This is a genomic window from Aquabacterium sp. (assembly GCF_029946005.1).
In the GTDB taxonomy this organism is placed as follows: Bacteria; Pseudomonadota; Gammaproteobacteria; order Burkholderiales; family Burkholderiaceae_C; genus Aquabacterium.
Genome location: NZ_JAQSDR010000014.1, coordinates 84,989 through 100,276, shown reverse-complemented (window position 1 = coordinate 100,276; position 15,288 = coordinate 84,989). Strand labels below are relative to the sequence as shown.

The following is a 15,288-nucleotide window of genomic DNA, read 5'->3' as shown; positions in this document are numbered from 1 at the left end:
AACCATGCAGAGAATCTGGCAGTTTTTTCTCAACCCCAAGGTCCTGACCGTGCTGGGCGTGGCCGCTTTGGCGGCCTTGCTGTTCCTGGGGGCCGACACGCTGCAACTGGGCTTGATCTGGGCGGCGGTGGTGCTGGGCCTGATCGCCGTGGCCTGGTTCACCGTGTGGGCCGTGCGCCGGGCGAAAGCTGCCAAGGCCTCGTCGCAACTGGAGCAAGCCCTGCAGGCCGAGGCCGACAAGGCCGTCAAGTCGGCGGGTAAGGACAAGCGCGATGAAGTGCAGGCCGTGCGCGAACGCATGGTCGATGCGGTCAAGCTGATCAAGTCGTCCAAGCTGGGCGAAACCTCGGGATCGGCCGCCTTGTACGAGCTGCCCTGGTACGCAGTGATCGGCAACCCGGCGGCGGGCAAGAGCTCGGCGGTGGTCAAGTCGGGCCTGAAGTTTCCCTTCGCCGACAACACCGAAAACGTCATCCAGGGCATCGGTGGCACGCGCCACTGTGACTGGTTCTTCACCACCGAAGGTATCCTGCTGGACACGGCGGGCCGCTACGCCGTGCACGAGGAAGACCGCAGCGAATGGCTGGGCTTCCTCTCGCTGCTGAAAAAGCACCGCCCCAAGGCGCCCATCAATGGCGTGATCATCGCGGCCAGCGTGGCCGAACTGGGCGCCAACAAGCCCGAGTTCGCCATTGAGCTGGCGCGCAAGCTGCGCCAACGGGTGCAAGAGCTGACCGAGAAGCTGGAGGTGTTCGCGCCCGTTTACGTCGTCTTCACCAAGGCCGACCTGATCTCCGGTTTTGTGGATTTCTTTGAAGACCGCGACCGCACCGAGCGCGACAAGGTGTGGGGCGCCACGCTGCCTTACGACACCACCGGCAAGGCCGATGCCGTGGCAGCGTTCGATCACCATTTCGATGACCTGTATGAAGGCCTGAAAGAGGCGTCGGTGGCGCGCATGTCGTTGCACCGTGGCGAACAACTGCCACCGGGCGTGCTGACGTTTCCGCTTGAGTTCGCCGCGCTGAAGTCGTCCCTGCGCACCTTCATCACCACCTTGTTTGAAGAGAACCCCTACCAGTTCCGACCCATCTTCCGCGGCTTTTACTTCACCAGCGCGGTGCAGGAAGGCCAGTCCACCGGGCGTGCCAGCGAGCGTGTGGCCGAGCAGTTCGCCTTGCAACTGCAACCGGGCACGGCCTCCAAGGTTTATTCGCAAAGCGGCTTCTTCCTCAAAGAGCTGTTTTCAAAGGTGATCTTTGCCGACCGCCAACTGGTGCAGCAATACACCAGCCGCCAAAAGCTGAACCTGCGTTACGCCAGCTTCTTCGCGGGGGTGGTGTTGCTGGGCGCCTTGCTGGGCACGTGGACTTGGTCTTACCTGGGCAACCGCCAACTGGTGAGCAATGTGCAGGCCGACCTGGCCAAGGCGCAGCGTGTTCAAGAAAACCGCGTTGACCTGCAGTCGCGCCTTGAAGCGCTTGAGATCCTGCAGGACCGGCTGGCCCAGATGCAGCAGTACCGCAGCACTCGGCCCTGGTCATTGGGTTTGGGGCTCTACCAGGGGCAGGCCATTGAAGCCCGTCTGCAGCAAGAGTACTTCGCTGGCCTGCAGGCCGTGATGCTCAAACCGGTGGAGCAATCCATCGCGGCCTACTTGTCAGACGTCAATGCCCATGCGGCAGAACTGCGGCCCCTTCAGCGGGCTGGCGAGGGCACGCCTGCGCCTGAGTTGGCCTCCGGTGTGGCGCTTGCCCCGAGCGCGGCCACTCCGACCGCGGCTGGCGAATCGGCCTATGCCAGCGCTTCCAGCACCAACGTCACCGAGGCCTACAACGCCCTGAAGGCCTACCTGATGCTGGGCGACCGAGCGCGCCTGGAGCCCGGCCACATGAGCGACCAGTTGACCCGTTTCTGGCGCAGCTGGCTGGAGGCCAACCGCGGCACCATGCCCCGCGATCGCCTGATTCAAAGCGGTGAGCACATCATGTCGTTCGCGCTGGCACAAATGGCCGATCCCGCGTTTCCTCAGCAGGACCTGAACCTGGGCCTGCTGGACCAAACGCGCGAAAACCTGCGCCGCGTCATCAAGGGCATGCCGGCGCGCGAGCGTGTCTATGCCGAGATCAAGGCCCGCGCGGCCACGCGCTTCGCGCCGATGACCGTGGCCCGCCTCATCAGCGAGCCCGATCGGCCGATTGTCGCGGGCAGCTACGCCATCTCCGGCACCTTCACCAAGGAAGCCTGGGACCAGTACGTCAAGGAGGCGTTCAAGAACGCCGCCAACAACGAACTGCAGGCCACCGATTGGGTGCTCAAGACGGCGTCCAACGACGACCTGACCCTGGAGGGCAGCCCAGAGCAAATCCAGAAGGCGCTGACCCATTTGTACAAGACCGAGTACGTGCGCGAATGGCAGAGGTTCATGCAAGGCATCACCGTGCAGGAGTTCGGCAGCTTTGAGAAAGCCGTGGTGCACATGAACCGCCTGGGCGATCCGGCCGCGTCACCGGTGGGCCTGCTGATGCGCACCATGTACGACCAGACCGCCTGGGACAACCCCTCCTTGCTGAACGACAAGCTGGCCCAAGGTCAGCGTGGCTTCATGACCTGGTTCAAGCAATCCATCTTGCGCGTGACGCCGTCATCGGTTCCGGTCAATGTGAACGTGGCCATGCCCACGTCCGACATCCCGTTGGGCCCGATCGGCAAGGAGTTCGTCGGCCTGAACCGCTTGATGATGACGCGCGATGGTGGCGCCACGCTGGTGCGCACCTACCTCGATGCGCTGTCCAAAATCCGAACCCGCTTCAACCAGATGAAGAACCAGGGCGATCCGGGACCGGCCTCGCGCCAGCTGATGGTGCAGACCTTGGAGGGAACCTCGGAGCTGGCCGATGCCTTGAAGCTGGTCGACGAGCAGATGCTCAATGGCATGAGCGATTCGGCCAAAGCCACCTTGCGGCCTTTGCTGGTGCGGCCTTTGATGCAGGCCTTTGCCGTGATCGTGCGGCCCACCGAGTCCGAACTGAACCGCGTGTGGATGGCTCAGGTCTTCGAGCCTTATCAACAAACCTTGTCGGCCAAGTACCCGTTTGACCGGGCCTCCAAAGTGGAAGCCAGCCCGGTCGAGGTGGCCAAGGTTTTTGGATCAGAAGGCGCCGTGGCCAAGTTTGTCGAGCAGTCGTTGGCCACCCTTGTGGTGCGGCGGGGCGACACCGTCAGCCCCCGCACTTGGGCCGACATGGGGGTGCGTTTGCTGCCTGACTTCTCCGGCGGCCTGGCGGCCTGGGTGGCGCCCTTGGGTGGTCAGGGCGCGGGTGGCGTTGCTGCGGCGGCGGTCGAAGCCCAGACGGTGTTCGAGCTGCTGCCCCAAGCGGTGCCGGGCCTGACCGAGTACACCGTGGACATCGATGGCCAGCAAATGCGTTACCGCAACGCCGCCGCGACCTGGTCGCACTTTGTGTGGCCCGGGCCGGGCACCCCCGGGGTCAAGATATCGGGCGTGACCTACGACGGGCGCACGGTGGAGTTCTTCAACGAGCCCGGTCGTTATGGCCTGGAGAAGATGATCAACACGGCCCAGCGCAAGCGCACCGAGAGCGGCGCGTTCGAGTTGCGCTGGCCGCAGGGCGCCCTGGCGGTGGCCTTGCAGTTGCGCATCATCTCGAATGCGTCTGCGCCGACTGCAACTGCGGCCACCGCTTCGGGTGGCCCATCCGCAGGCAGCGGGCGTCCCGGTGCCTTGCCCGCCATGGTGGCGGGGGGCGCCGATGCCACCGTGGCCTCGATCACGCCGGAGGCCAAGCCATGAGCAGCGTCACCACCCATGCCACCGAGGTGTTGTACTTCGGCAAGCTGCCGTCACGGGGTGATTTTGTCCGCAGCGCGCACCACGCCTCGGTCATCCAGAGCCTGGACCAGTGGCAGGCCCAAGCGATGGAGCGCCTGTCCACCGACCCGCGCTGGAAGCTGGTCTACGACCAAGCCCCCGCCGTGCAGTTCGCCATCCTGGGTTTGCACAGCCAAGTGGGTCTGGCAGGCCATTGGCTGGCCAGCCAGGATGCATCCGGGCGGCGCTTTCCCTTCATCACGGCTGGCGTGTTCGATGTGACCGATCAGATTGACTTCATCCAGCATGGCCCTTTGGTGTTGGCTCGGTTATGGGCCCGGCTGGAGCAGGTTGCGCGGGTGGCCCATGCCGCCACCGACCTGGCGCATGCGCAGGCCAGCCTGACCACGCCGATTGAGGGCGCACTCAAGACCAGCGGCCCGCGCCTGGAGTTGGTCGATTTTCTGGAAACGCACACGGTGGCCAGCCTGGAGCAGATGCTGGCGGCCTCAGGCGCGCGGGTGTCGGTGCGCCAGACTCTGCTGGCCCTGGGCACCTTGCTGCAACCGGTGATGGCGCAAGGCGCTGGCAAGTTGCACAAGGGCCTGCGCCTGCCTTTGCCGTCAGACGCTGGTCTGCGTTGGCCCGTCGCCTGTTTCTGGCTGTCGCTGATCCTGGGTTTTTTCAAGCGCGTGGACGCGGAACTGGCGCTGTTCGTGACCACGCATGGCACCCATCCCGAACTGATCTTGTGTTTTCAGGGCGCCTCGGCCGCCTCACTGTGCTCGGTCATCGACCCGGAGGCCCTGTTGCGCGACACCGTGGAGGTGACCCAGGCCGATTGGGTAGAAGATTGCTTGGAAGACGACTACGGCCTGCGCAAATTGTCGAACTACCTGTGTGACCCAGCCTTGTCATTGGCCCAGGCCTTGCGCACGTTCGAAGAAATTTTTCTGGGAGTATGACGAGCATGAACCACGCCAAAGTCCTGGCCGTGTCCCTGGCCCTGTGGTGCGCGGCAAGTGGTGCGCAAACCGCCGTGGCCACCGCTGGCGCCCAAGTGCTGGGCCCCAATCAGGTGGTGGTTGCGGGCACTGTGCCCGACGAGGCCACCCGCGTGCAGGTGGTCTCGCGGCTGCGCGAGCTGTACGGCGCTGACCGTGTGGTCGACCATTTGACCCTGGGCGCGGTGGTGGCGCCGCCGCAGTGGTCTCAGAACTTGCAGAAGGTTTTGTCGCCCTCCCTGAAGCAAATCAGCCGAGGACAGTTGAGCGTGCAGGGCAACATCATTGATTTGAAAGGCGAGGTGTCCAACGAGGCCGTGCGTCAGCAAATGGCGAGCGACATGGCGGCCTCGCTGAATCCGACTTACACGGTTCGCAATGGTTTGCGCGTGGCCGCGCAAGAGCAGAGCCTGGTGGACCAGACCCTGGGCAACCGTATCGTTGAATTCGAGGCGGGCAGCGCGGTGCTGCGGCCAGCGGGCACCAGCATCCTTGACGAGATGGCGCTGGCGCTGTCCAGGCTCAAGGGCAAGAAGGTCGAGGTCATTGGCCACACCGATGCACAAGGCGGTCGCGTGGCGAACGTGGCGCTGTCATTGGCGCGGGCGCAGTCTGTCAAGACCTACCTGGTGAGCAAGGGGCTGTTGGCCGATTTGATTGGCACCACGGGGCTGGGGCCCGATCGGCCCGTGGCCAGCAATGACACCGACGAGGGCCGGGCCCGCAACAGGCGCATCGAGTTCCGGGTCGAGCCCTGAACCTGGCCTATGGATGGCCTGATGAGCCGTTGGCCCAGGTCAGAGACCGGCTTCGCCCTCTTCGGGTTCCACGCCCAGCAGTTCGTGCAAGTGGGACATCGAGCCCTGGTCCTTAACGACCTTGCGCAGCCATTCGTGCAGGGGCATGTCTCCCCACTTCACGGCCTTTTCGGCCAAGTAGGCCACCGGGCTGTGCGGCTCGGTGCGGCGGAAAAAGGCGGCCACATCGCGCAGTTGCTGCAGGGCCTGCGCGCGGCTGCGCAGCGGCCCTTTGGCCAAACCCTGAATGGACGGGGCGTGGGCCACTTCCTCTTCGCCCTCAGGCAAGGCGTGTGCTTCGACGCCCGCCTGGGCATTGGTGGCGGCAGTCAAGGCGCCCACTTCGCGAGCCAGGCGCTCAAGGTCGTGCACGGCCCCTGACAGGGCTTCCTTGGCCGACACGAAGGAGGGCCCTTGCGACCCCAGCTTGGCGTCCACCACCGTTTGCCAAGCCAGCAGTTGCTGCTCGCACGCTTGCACGGTCTGCAAGGTGGCGCGCAACTCGTCTTTCGGGGTGTCGCGCAGGGCGCGCATGAACTGCTCCAGCGTGACGCGGTCGTTGGCCTGCGCGCGCGCGTCTTGTGGCGAGCGCTCCAGTTGGGTTTGCCAGAGGTGGGCTGCTGCCATGTCTTGCAGCGAATACACCGCGCCTTGTCGGCCCCGCGTCAAAGGGCGCGTGATGGCCAGGCTCACCAGGCGTTGCAGCAGCCAGGTCATGTTGCCCACGCGCTGGTCCATGTCACCCTCGTCGGCCTGGGGGTGCAGGTCGTCCCAGTGGTTTTCGCACAGGGCCGTGCACAACTGCAGGCCCTGCAGGAGGCCCGCGTAACCCTGGGTCAGGGCCAAAGCTTCGGTCAGCCACTGGGCCAAGCGCAAATCCTTGGTCTGTTGGCTCAACAGTTGGCCGCACTGCCGCACCACGCCAGGCCAGTCGGCCACTTTCAGGGCCGTGACCCATTCACCTTGGTCCAGGGTGGGGTCATCTTCGCGCCGCATGTCGGCGATCTGGTCGAACTCGGTGGAAAAGGACAGGTCGGTGCCGCAGGGCAGGCTGCCGGCGATGGGGGCCAGCAAGGCTTCGTTGTTCATGGGGTCCCTGGTGTATTCGTGCGGATTCGTCAGCGGAGGATTTTCCCATGAAGGCAGGGCCGTTCGCTCTGTGCAGGGCACCCCCCGCAATGGGTGGATGTCCGACTGATTCACTAAATGTGAGTGATTCTCAATTGCAATAAATGTTAAAGTGGCCGCATGGTGTTGACTGAGTTTTCTTTGGCAGGTGGCGGCGACGCGCCACGTGCAGATTTGTCCCCAAAGCAGCGTTGGTCGCTGGCGGCGGTGGCGGTTTTGCTGCACGGCATCGTGGCCATCGGTGTGTGGCAGTCTTCCCCTTTGCCTGCGATTCCGCCAGATCCTGCCCCGTTGATGGTAAGTTTGATCACCGACGACGCCATGCAACTGGCGCTGCCTGCACCACCAACGGTTGAGCCGCCCAAGCCGGTTGCCGCGCCCAAGCCTGTGGCGGCAGTGGCGCCGCAAAAAACGCCCCCGCCCGTGTTGGCCGCCAACCGAGCGCCCGAGCCACAAGACATGCAAGTGCCGGTGGCTGCGCCCGAGCCGCGCCTCGCGCCCGCCGTGACCACACCGGCAACGGTGCAGAACACGCCCACGGTCGCCGCGACGTCGTCTGCCAGCACCGCGCCATCCACCGAACCGGCGGTGCCGCCTCCGCCCAAGACTTTGCCATCGTCCGCGGTGCGTTTCCTGATCAAGCCTCAACCGGTTTACTCAGCCGCCTCACTGGAGCTGGGCGAGTCTGGAACCGTGACCATGCTGATCCTGGTGGACGAAAACGGCCGGGCCAAAGAGGTCAAGGTGACCAAATCGTCGGGTTATCCAAGGCTGGATCGCGCGGCCGTGGCGGCGGAAAACGCGGCTCGTTTTCAGCCTTATCTTGAAGCGGGTGTGCCACGCAGTGTCTGGGTACCCCACAGCATTACTTTCAATCTCGAAGAGCGTTGACCGACCATGAACGAAACCACCACACCCGCCACGACCACTGCCGTGGTTGAGGCCAGCAACCCCGCCGCAGAAATGGGCTTCGGGCACTTCATCAAGAACACCGATGTCGTCGGGCAAGGCTTGTTCGTGATCCTGGTGGTCATGTCCCTGCTGTCCTGGGCCTTGATCATCACCAAGGGCGTGGGCCTGATCCTGCGTCAACGTCGCAGCAAGACCTTCCTGAACTTTTTCTGGAATGCTACTTCGCTGGAATCGGTCCAACACGAGATCACCGCGCACGGTGTGAGCGAGCCCTTTGCCCACCTCACCTCGCATGCCATGCACGCCCAGGCCCACCATGCGCGCTATGGTGCGGCCAAGCTGGAGGAAGCCGGCTCGGCCCAGGATTTCCTGACCCGCACCATCAAGAAGGTGCTGGACGAAGAAACCATGCGCCTGGAAAGTGGCTTGGCCGTGTTGGCCACCATCGGTGCCACGGCCCCCTTCGTGGGCCTGTTCGGCACCGTCTGGGGCGTGTACCACGCGCTGCTGGCCATTGGCGCCACGGGTGCGGGCACGCTGGACAAGGTCGCTGGCCCTGTGGGCGAGGCCCTGGTCATGACCGGCGTGGGCCTGGCCGTGGCGATCCCGGCTGTCATGGGCTACAACTGGTTGACCCGCAGCAACCGTGTGTGGGGTGCCCGTCTGGACGCCTTCGCGTTCGAGCTGTTCACCTTCCTGTCGACCGGCCAGACCCTCAAGACCAATGCCAATGTGCATCCCTTGAAAGTCACCACGAACACAGGCAACTGAGGAGCACACCATGGCTTTCGCCAGTTTTGACAGCAAGAGCAGCGGCGCGCCGATGGCCGAGATCAACATGGTGCCGCTCATCGACGTGATGCTGGTGCTGCTGGTCATCTTCATCGTGACGGCGCCTTTGCTCAGCCATTCCGTGAAGTTGGAGTTGCCCAAGGCCACTTCGCAGGTCGTGTCGGCCAAAGCCGACAAGATCAACTTCTCGATCGATGCCGATGGTGTGCGGTACTGGAACGACAAGGCGCTGACCCGCGAGGAAGCCGCCCAGCGTTTTGTGCTCGAAGGGCAGAAGGCCACGCAGCCGGAAATTCACCTGCGTGCCGACCAGGCCGTGGCCTACAAAGCCGTGGCCGAAACTTTGGCCGATGCCTCCAAGGCCGGTTTGAGCAAGATCGGTTTTGTGACCGACCCCGAGCCTGCCGTCGCCAAGAAGTGAGGCGCTGGGGGTAGGATCGTCGCCCATGAATGCGCAGACTTCCTCCCCCATCCCGCCGCAGGCTTTGGCCGGCATCAAGGTGATTGAACTGGGCCAGTTGATCGCTGGCCCTTTTGCTGGCAAAACGCTGGCCGATTTCGGGGCCGACGTCATCAAGGTCGAGCCACCGGCCAGCGAGGGCGGACCTGGTGGTGACCCTTTGCGCCAATGGCGCCTGCTGCACCAGGGCACCAGCGTGTGGTGGCAGGTGCAAAGCCGGAACAAGCAAAGCGTGGTGCTGGACCTGCGCACGGATGAAGGCCGGGAGGCCGTGCGCCACCTCATCGACGAGGCCGATGTCGTCATCGAAAATTTCAAACCCGGCACCATGGAAAAGTGGGGCTTGAGTTTTGACGAGCTCAGCCGCAGCAACCCTGGTTTGATCATGCTGCGCATCAGTGGCTATGGGCAGACGGGGCCCTACCGCGAGCGCCCCGGTTTTGCCGTGGTGGCCGAGGCCATGGGGGGCATGCGTTACCTCAATGCCGAACCGGGGCGTGTGCCGGTGCGCGCCGGGGTCAGCCTGGGCGATACCTTGGCCGCCTTGCATGGCGTGATCGGTGTGCTGCTGGCCTTGCAGGCTCGGCATGTCAGCATCAGCGAGGCCGCACCCAAGGGCCGTGGCCAGGTGGTCGATGTGGCCCTGTACGAGGCCGTGTTCAATTGCATGGAAAGCCTCTTGCCCGAGTACAGCGCCTTTGGGGCCGTGCGGCAGCCCGCAGGCTCGGCCTTGCCTGGCATCGCACCCAGCAATGCCTACCCTTGTGCCGATGGCATGGTGGTGATTGGGGGCAACGGTGATTCGATCTTCAAGCGTTTGATGATCGCCATTGGTCGCACGGACCTGTCGGTGGATCCCGAGCTGGCGACCAACCCGGGCCGGGTCAAGCGTGTGGGTGAGATCGACGAAGCCATTGGCGCCTGGACCGCCCTGCGCTCGGTGAGCGAGGTCGTGGACGTGCTCAATGCCGTCAGCGTGCCGGTGGGGCGCATCTATTCGGCGCGCGACATTGCCGAAGACCCGCACTACCTGGCGCGCGAAATGATCGTGCCCGTGACCACCCACGACGGGCTGACCGTGCAGGTACCGGGTGTGATCCCCAAGCTGTCGGCCACACCGGGCCGGATCACGCGCAGGGCGCCGACCTTGGGTGAGGACACGGAACGCTTGCTGGGGCCGCGCTCGCTGTGAACCCTTTGCCGCCGCTTCCCGAGCCACCACCGAGCCCCTGCACCAAGGTGTGCCGCATGGCGGGGGCAGTGTGTGTCGGCTGTGGCCGCACGCTCGATGAGATCGCACGTTGGGGCAGCATGAACCCCCATGAAAAGCTCGCCGTGCTGGCACGTCTGGCAGGCCAAAACGCGGCACCATAGGCCGATGGATTCTCTCGCCACCTTGCAATCAATGGGCTTGACCCTGCCGACCCCGCCCTACATCGTGGGCCTCATCCTTTTCGGGATCGTGGGCATGTGGGCTTACTGGCGAGGCAAGAAGGCGCAGCACCCGCACACCAAATGGCTGGGCGTGGCGCTGATGTTCTACCCCTACGCCGTGTCATCGACCTGGCTGCTCTATGGCGTTGGGTTGGCTTTGTGCGTGGGCCTGTGGCTGGAGGTTGGCAAGTGAGTGGCCTTGCGGTTCAACGAGCGTTGCGCATGGGCTTCACGGCGCGCGCGTCGGCCTTTCACCCAGTGCCAGCCAAACGGCCCGGCCAAGGCCAGCCCTGTCGCCAGGTGCACGAAGGCGGCGGTTGCGGCCCATGCTTCATCGCCGAGGTAGTAAATCGCCACGGCGGTGATCATCAACAACAAGATCATCATGCTGAGCAGCAGGCCGCTGGCCCGCTGTCGACGGCGGCGCCAACCTGCGCGCATGTGCACACTCCACAAGGCGCCCATGAGCAGGGCCAGGGCAAAGCCGCCCACCGCGTGCAGCGCCGCCATGAGAACCCTGGCTGAACCCGGCAAGCGCGCGATTTCGGCGTTGGCCCGCAAGACCAGGGTGGTCGGTGCCAGAAGTCCGCCGGTGACGAACGCCAGCAGCATGACCCCGGCCAATGCCCGCAGAAACCATTTGGGATAGCCCTTCATGCGGCAAGCTGGTCCGGCGCCTGAGCGACCAGTTGGCCGCCCAGGCGCCGGACCAGCGCTTCACGCTGCCCCCATGGTGCCGTGGCCGCCACCTTGGTCAAGGCATCTGCTCGCCAGGCACTGCGTGCCAGCACGGTCCACAGACCGGGGTGTGCCGCTTCGCCGGGTCGGGCGACGATGCAGGCTGGAAAATCGGCATCGGCCTCCAGCGATGTCTTTGCCTGTGAGCTGGCCAGGGCCGCGTCGCGCAGCGTTCCGAGCGAGATGAAGCGGCCGTCGAGTTCACGCCGCCCCACGGGCAAGCTCATGTCGCCAAACACCCGCAGGTCCCCGCCTGCGTTGACCCAGCCCGCCACCGCACCATGGCGTCGCAGGGCGCGCACCGCCAGGTCCACGGCGTAACCTTTGGCCAATCCATCCAAGGTCAATCTCACGGGTCGCAGCAAGCGACCCCAGTTGGCGCCCAGTTCAATGTCCCGAGCGTCGCCTCTGGGCAGCAGGTCCGCGAGCGCGTCGTGATTGGGCAAGATGCCTTGGTGCACCAGCAGGCCGCCGACCGTGCAGTCGAAGGTGGCCCCACTGCTTTGCATCAAGGCCTTCGCGAGCTTGAGCAAGCGCACGGTGTCCGATGCCAGCGGCACCTGGCGTCCGGGGGCGCCATTCAGGCACGACAGTTCGCTGCGCGGGTCCTGAAAGCTCCACAAGGACTGGGCCCTATCGAGGCTGGCGAATGCGCCGTCGATGGCGGCATGAGCGTCACTGCTCCGTGCGCAGACCTCGACAAAGGTGCCCAGCAGCGGGCGCATGCGTTTCACCTCGTCCATGGGCTCATGCTTTGGCCAGGAACAGTTTGTGCAAAGCCAGCATGCGCTTGACACCGTCCATGACGTTGCGGCAAGACAAGGTGGCCCCGCTGATGTTGGGCACGTCCTCGTCCAGTTTGAATGGATCTGCCAAGGTTTTGCCCACCAGGTTTTTGCGCCAGCTGGGCTCGCGGATCTGGCCACCGTGGGTTTCGCGGTAGCTGAGGATTTCGACCCCCAGCACATGGCCATCCTTGGAGATGGCGGTGGCATAGGTGATGAACTCGTGCTTGCCGATGACTTCGTCCACCATGAACCAGCCTTGCAACTGCCCATCGCGTTCGGCACGCCAAACTTTCTGCTCATCCCAACGCTGTCGCATGCCCGAAGTGGCCTTGATCCGATCACGCTGTTCGTCGGTGAACTTGAGCGCTTGTGGTTCGAAGGCCTTGGCGGCCGGGAACAACAGCGTCTGGGCCTGTGCCACCGTCAAGTAGTCCGCGGCGTGCGCGGGCCAGGCAATGGCCGCCACGGGCAGCAGGAAGACACTCCAATCGCGCGCATTCATGGTTCGGACTTTCGATCAGAAGTTGTACCCGACCTTGAGCCGGATCTCTTGCTTGGTCTTCTCGATCAGGTGCAGGCCGTCATCAGCCTGCCCGTCGTATTTCTCGCCGCCGCCGCGCAATTGTTTGAAGTAGGTGAGCGAGGCCCACCACTTGTCACCGCCGTAGTGCAGGGTCGGGCCTGCGAACATCGACCAACGTTCCTGGCCAACTTCGGTTTCGAATTCGGTTTCGTGCACTATTTCGCCCCCGATGTACCAGCTGGGCACGAATCGGTAAGACAGGCCGGTGCCGATTTTGGTGGAGATTTCCATCTCAGGATCGGTGGGCCACTCGAAGTCCTGCGGAAGATTGGCAATGGCTTTGCGCTTTTCGTAGGCAGCGCGAACACCCACGTTGCCCACCCACACAAGCTGGCCTTCCATGAAATACTTCTGCGCCTGCAATTGGGTTTCCAGCTCGTATTCTGTTTTCTTCTGACCCGAATGGGGGTCCAGCACACCGTACTCGAACGAAGCGTAGCCTGAGAGGCCGAAGTCGTCTTTCGCCGGGCTCAGGAAGTTGTACTTCGTGGCCAGTCCAACGCTTTGAAGGCGCAGGCCAAATTCCTTGTCGGATGGCAGGTAGCCATTGATGACGAGACCGGAGGTCTTCAGGGACATGGCGTTGATCTCCGCCGAAACCTGGAAACGGTCGGTCACGCCATATTCCAGCTCAGTCTTGCTGTCAATGGCGCGGTAGGTGCCCGTGCCTTTGTCCGAACGCTGGGTGAACCATTGATAGAACTCTCCAGCTCCCTTGGGCAGCACTTCAGCTCCGCGGATGTAGCCAAACAAGTTTTCGTCTGCGTGGGCAGTGCTGCCGATCGTGATGACCGCCAAGGCGATTGCCAATTTATTCAGTTTCATGACGGAAAGTGCGTGAGCAAAGGCTTGAATGAAGATGCGATTTTAAATGAGAATGGTTTGCGTTACTGAAAAGTTGAGCATTTGACCGGGTTAAGCTCGTTCCATCACTTCAAACGCACGGAGCCTCAATGTCCAATACGCAGCCCACAACGGGGCGGTCATGGTTCGGAAAATTCTCGCGACTGCTGGATGCCGGTCGTCGGCTGATCCTCAACCTGGTGTTCCTGTTGTTGATCGTGATGATCGTGGTGGCCTTGTTCAAGAGCCGGGGACCAGCCTTGGCTGACAAGACCGCGCTCGTGTTGGACTTGCAAGGCATCATCGTGGAGCAGCAAACGGACGATCTGCGGGCCACGGCCATGCAGCAGCTGCGCGGTCAGGACATGCAAAAAACCCAGTTGCGCGATCTGCTGACCGTGCTGGACGCGGCCGCCAAGGATGCCAACATCTCGCACGTGGTGCTGGTGCTGGACGAGTTCCAGGGCACAGGCCTGGCCAGCTTGCGGGAAGTGGCCACGGCGTTGGACCGCTTCAAGGTCAGCGGCAAGAAGGTGATCGCCTGGGGCAGCAGCTACGACCAGCGCCAGTACTTCCTGGCCGCGCATGCCAGCGAGGTGTTCATTCACCCCATGGGCATGGTCTTTCTGGAAGGCTTTGGCCGCTACCGCAACTACTACCGGGATGCCCTCGACAAGGTGGGCGTCAGCGTCAACCTGATCCGCGTGGGCACCTACAAGAGCGCTGCCGAGCCCTTCATCGCCAACGCGTCGTCGCCAGCGGCCAAGGAAGCCGAGTCCTTCTTGTACAAGGGCTTGTGGAGCACCTACACCGAGGGCGTCGAGAAAGCCCGCAAGCTGCCTGCAGGCGCCCTGATGGGCTACATCAACGGGGCGCCCGAGCAATTGGCGGCGGTCTCGGGCGACTCGGCCAAGCTGGCCTTGCAAGCCAAACTGGTGGATGGCATCAAGACCCGCGACGAATTGCGCGAGTTGCTGATCCAGCGCGGTGCCAAGGACGATGACCAGGCCACAGGCTTTCGGCAGATTTCCTTCGGGGACTACCTGGCCCGCCAGCGGCCCTCGTTCACTGGCGACGCCGTGGGCGTGGTCGTGGCCGAAGGTGAAATCGTGGATGGCGTGGCCCCGGCTGGGCTGGTGGGCGGGCGGTCCACCGCTGCCCTGATCCGCAAGGCGCGCGAGGACAGCAACATCAAGGCCCTGGTGCTGCGGGTCAACTCGCCGGGCGGCAGTGCGTTTGGCTCGGAGCTGGTTCGGCGCGAGCTGGAGCTGACCCGTCAGGCGGGCAAGCCGGTGGTGGTGTCGATGGGTGATCTGGCGGCCTCGGGTGGCTACTGGATGTCCATGGCCGCCGACCAGGTGATTGCCGATGCGGCCACGATCACCGGCTCCATCGGCGTGTTCGCTTTGCTGCCCACGGCCGACCAGGCCATGGACAAACTGGGCGTGCACACCGATGGCGCACCCACCACCTGGCTGGGCGGCGCTGGTGATCCGCGTCGTCCCCTGGACCCGCGCTTTGCCAGCATGGTGCAATCCAGCATCGATCACATCTACGCCGATTTCACGGCCAAGGCAGCGCAGGCCCGCCAGACCACGCCCGAGAAGATCAACGAGGTGGCGCAAGGCCGGGTGTGGACCGGCGCCCAAGCCAAGGAGCGCGGGCTGGTGGACAAGCTGGGCTCGTATGGCGATGCCTTGAAGGCAGCCGCCGTGCGCGCCAAATTGTCGGAAGGGTACCGGGTGACCTACCTTGAGCGCGAGCCGGGCAAGCTGGCTGGCTTGCTGCGCGCGCTGGGCGGTGATGCCGCGCTGGCGTGGGCGCATCAAGTGGACTTGAACTTGCTGCCCTTGGGGGCGCCGCCCGAGATCGCGGATGACCTGCGCCGCGACCTCGGCCTGGTGACCGACCTCGGCAAGGGCCGCAAGCCTTTCAGCGTCAGCGCGCATTGCCTGTGCGAGGCGTTCTGAATCCTGT

15 protein-coding genes are annotated in these 15,288 nt (G+C 64.0%); 10 read left to right on the top strand and 5 right to left on the bottom strand.

The features are described from left to right. Positions 1-4: 4 nt before the first annotated feature. From tssM to PSV38_RS10395, 3 genes are read left to right on the top strand one after another with little or no spacing between them, the layout of a single operon-like run. Positions 5-3,814: a type VI secretion system membrane subunit TssM gene (gene tssM / locus PSV38_RS10405; RefSeq protein ID WP_300547169.1), complete on the top strand. Its 3,810-nt coding sequence runs from the start codon at positions 5-7 to the stop codon at positions 3,812-3,814. Continuing rightward, a complete protein-coding gene (tagF, locus tag PSV38_RS10400; RefSeq protein WP_300547167.1) occupies positions 3,811-4,797 on the top strand; it encodes a type VI secretion system-associated protein TagF in 987 nt (328 codons plus the stop codon). Before tssM ends, tagF begins: the two co-directional genes overlap by 4 nt. 5 nt (positions 4,798-4,802) lie before the next feature. Beyond that, positions 4,803-5,594: an OmpA family protein gene (locus PSV38_RS10395; RefSeq protein WP_300547165.1), complete on the top strand. Its 792-nt coding sequence runs from the start codon at positions 4,803-4,805 to the stop codon at positions 5,592-5,594. A 39-nt stretch (positions 5,595-5,633) separates the two neighbouring features. Here the strand turns inward: PSV38_RS10395 and tssA are convergent, their stop codons facing one another. Further along, a complete protein-coding gene (gene tssA, locus PSV38_RS10390) occupies positions 5,634-6,722 on the bottom strand; it encodes a type VI secretion system protein TssA (protein WP_300547164.1) in 1,089 nt (362 codons plus the stop codon). A gap of 159 nt (positions 6,723-6,881) precedes the next feature. On the opposite strand from tssA, the gene PSV38_RS10385 reads away from it, so the two are divergent. The 6 genes from PSV38_RS10385 to PSV38_RS10360 are packed head-to-tail and all read left to right on the top strand — an operon-like array spanning position 6,882 to position 10,552. Further along, positions 6,882-7,652 carry an energy transducer TonB gene (locus PSV38_RS10385; RefSeq protein WP_300547162.1) on the top strand — a complete coding sequence of 257 codons (771 nt, stop codon included), beginning with the start codon at positions 6,882-6,884 and terminating at the stop codon, positions 7,650-7,652. Positions 7,653-7,658: 6 nt separating this feature from the next. After that, positions 7,659-8,444: a MotA/TolQ/ExbB proton channel family protein gene (locus PSV38_RS10380; protein ID WP_300547160.1), complete on the top strand. Its 786-nt coding sequence runs from the start codon at positions 7,659-7,661 to the stop codon at positions 8,442-8,444. Between the two features lie 10 nt (positions 8,445-8,454). Next, on the top strand, positions 8,455-8,886 hold the full coding sequence (locus tag PSV38_RS10375; protein WP_300547158.1) for a biopolymer transporter ExbD: 432 nt from the start codon (positions 8,455-8,457) through the stop codon (positions 8,884-8,886). Positions 8,887-8,911: 25 nt separating this feature from the next. Then, positions 8,912-10,117 carry a CoA transferase gene (locus tag PSV38_RS10370; protein ID WP_300547156.1) on the top strand — a complete coding sequence of 402 codons (1,206 nt, stop codon included), beginning with the start codon at positions 8,912-8,914 and terminating at the stop codon, positions 10,115-10,117. After that, positions 10,114-10,299: a DUF1289 domain-containing protein gene (locus tag PSV38_RS10365; protein ID WP_300547154.1), complete on the top strand. Its 186-nt coding sequence runs from the start codon at positions 10,114-10,116 to the stop codon at positions 10,297-10,299. The genes PSV38_RS10370 and PSV38_RS10365 overlap by 4 nt, the downstream gene beginning before the upstream one ends. 4 nt (positions 10,300-10,303) lie before the next feature. After that, a complete protein-coding gene (locus PSV38_RS10360) occupies positions 10,304-10,552 on the top strand; it encodes a hypothetical protein (protein ID WP_300547152.1) in 249 nt (82 codons plus the stop codon). Here PSV38_RS10360 and PSV38_RS10355 read toward each other — a convergent pair. The 4 genes from PSV38_RS10355 to PSV38_RS10340 are packed head-to-tail and all read right to left on the bottom strand — an operon-like array spanning position 10,498 to position 13,293. Further along, positions 10,498-11,016, bottom strand: a complete 519-nt coding sequence (locus tag PSV38_RS10355; RefSeq protein ID WP_300547150.1) for a hypothetical protein — start codon at positions 11,014-11,016, stop codon at positions 10,498-10,500. The two genes, PSV38_RS10360 and PSV38_RS10355, sit on opposite strands and share 55 nt — an antisense overlap. Beyond that, entirely contained in the window at positions 11,013-11,840 is an 828-nt protein-coding gene (locus PSV38_RS10350; protein ID WP_300547148.1) for an FAD:protein FMN transferase, read from the bottom strand. Before PSV38_RS10350 ends, PSV38_RS10355 begins: the two co-directional genes overlap by 4 nt. Before the next feature lie 4 nt (positions 11,841-11,844). Next, positions 11,845-12,387: an FMN-binding protein gene (locus tag PSV38_RS10345; RefSeq protein ID WP_300547146.1), complete on the bottom strand. Its 543-nt coding sequence runs from the start codon at positions 12,385-12,387 to the stop codon at positions 11,845-11,847. 15 nt (positions 12,388-12,402) lie between these two features. Continuing rightward, positions 12,403-13,293, bottom strand: coding sequence for a DUF6662 family protein (locus tag PSV38_RS10340; protein WP_300547144.1), 891 nt, complete (start codon positions 13,291-13,293; stop codon positions 12,403-12,405). Positions 13,294-13,421: 128 nt separating this feature from the next. On the opposite strand from PSV38_RS10340, the gene sppA reads away from it, so the two are divergent. Further along, positions 13,422-15,281 (top strand): signal peptide peptidase SppA, encoded by a 1,860-nt coding sequence (gene sppA, locus PSV38_RS10335; RefSeq protein ID WP_300547142.1) that lies wholly within the window; start codon positions 13,422-13,424, stop codon positions 15,279-15,281. Positions 15,282-15,288: the final 7 nt, after the last annotated feature.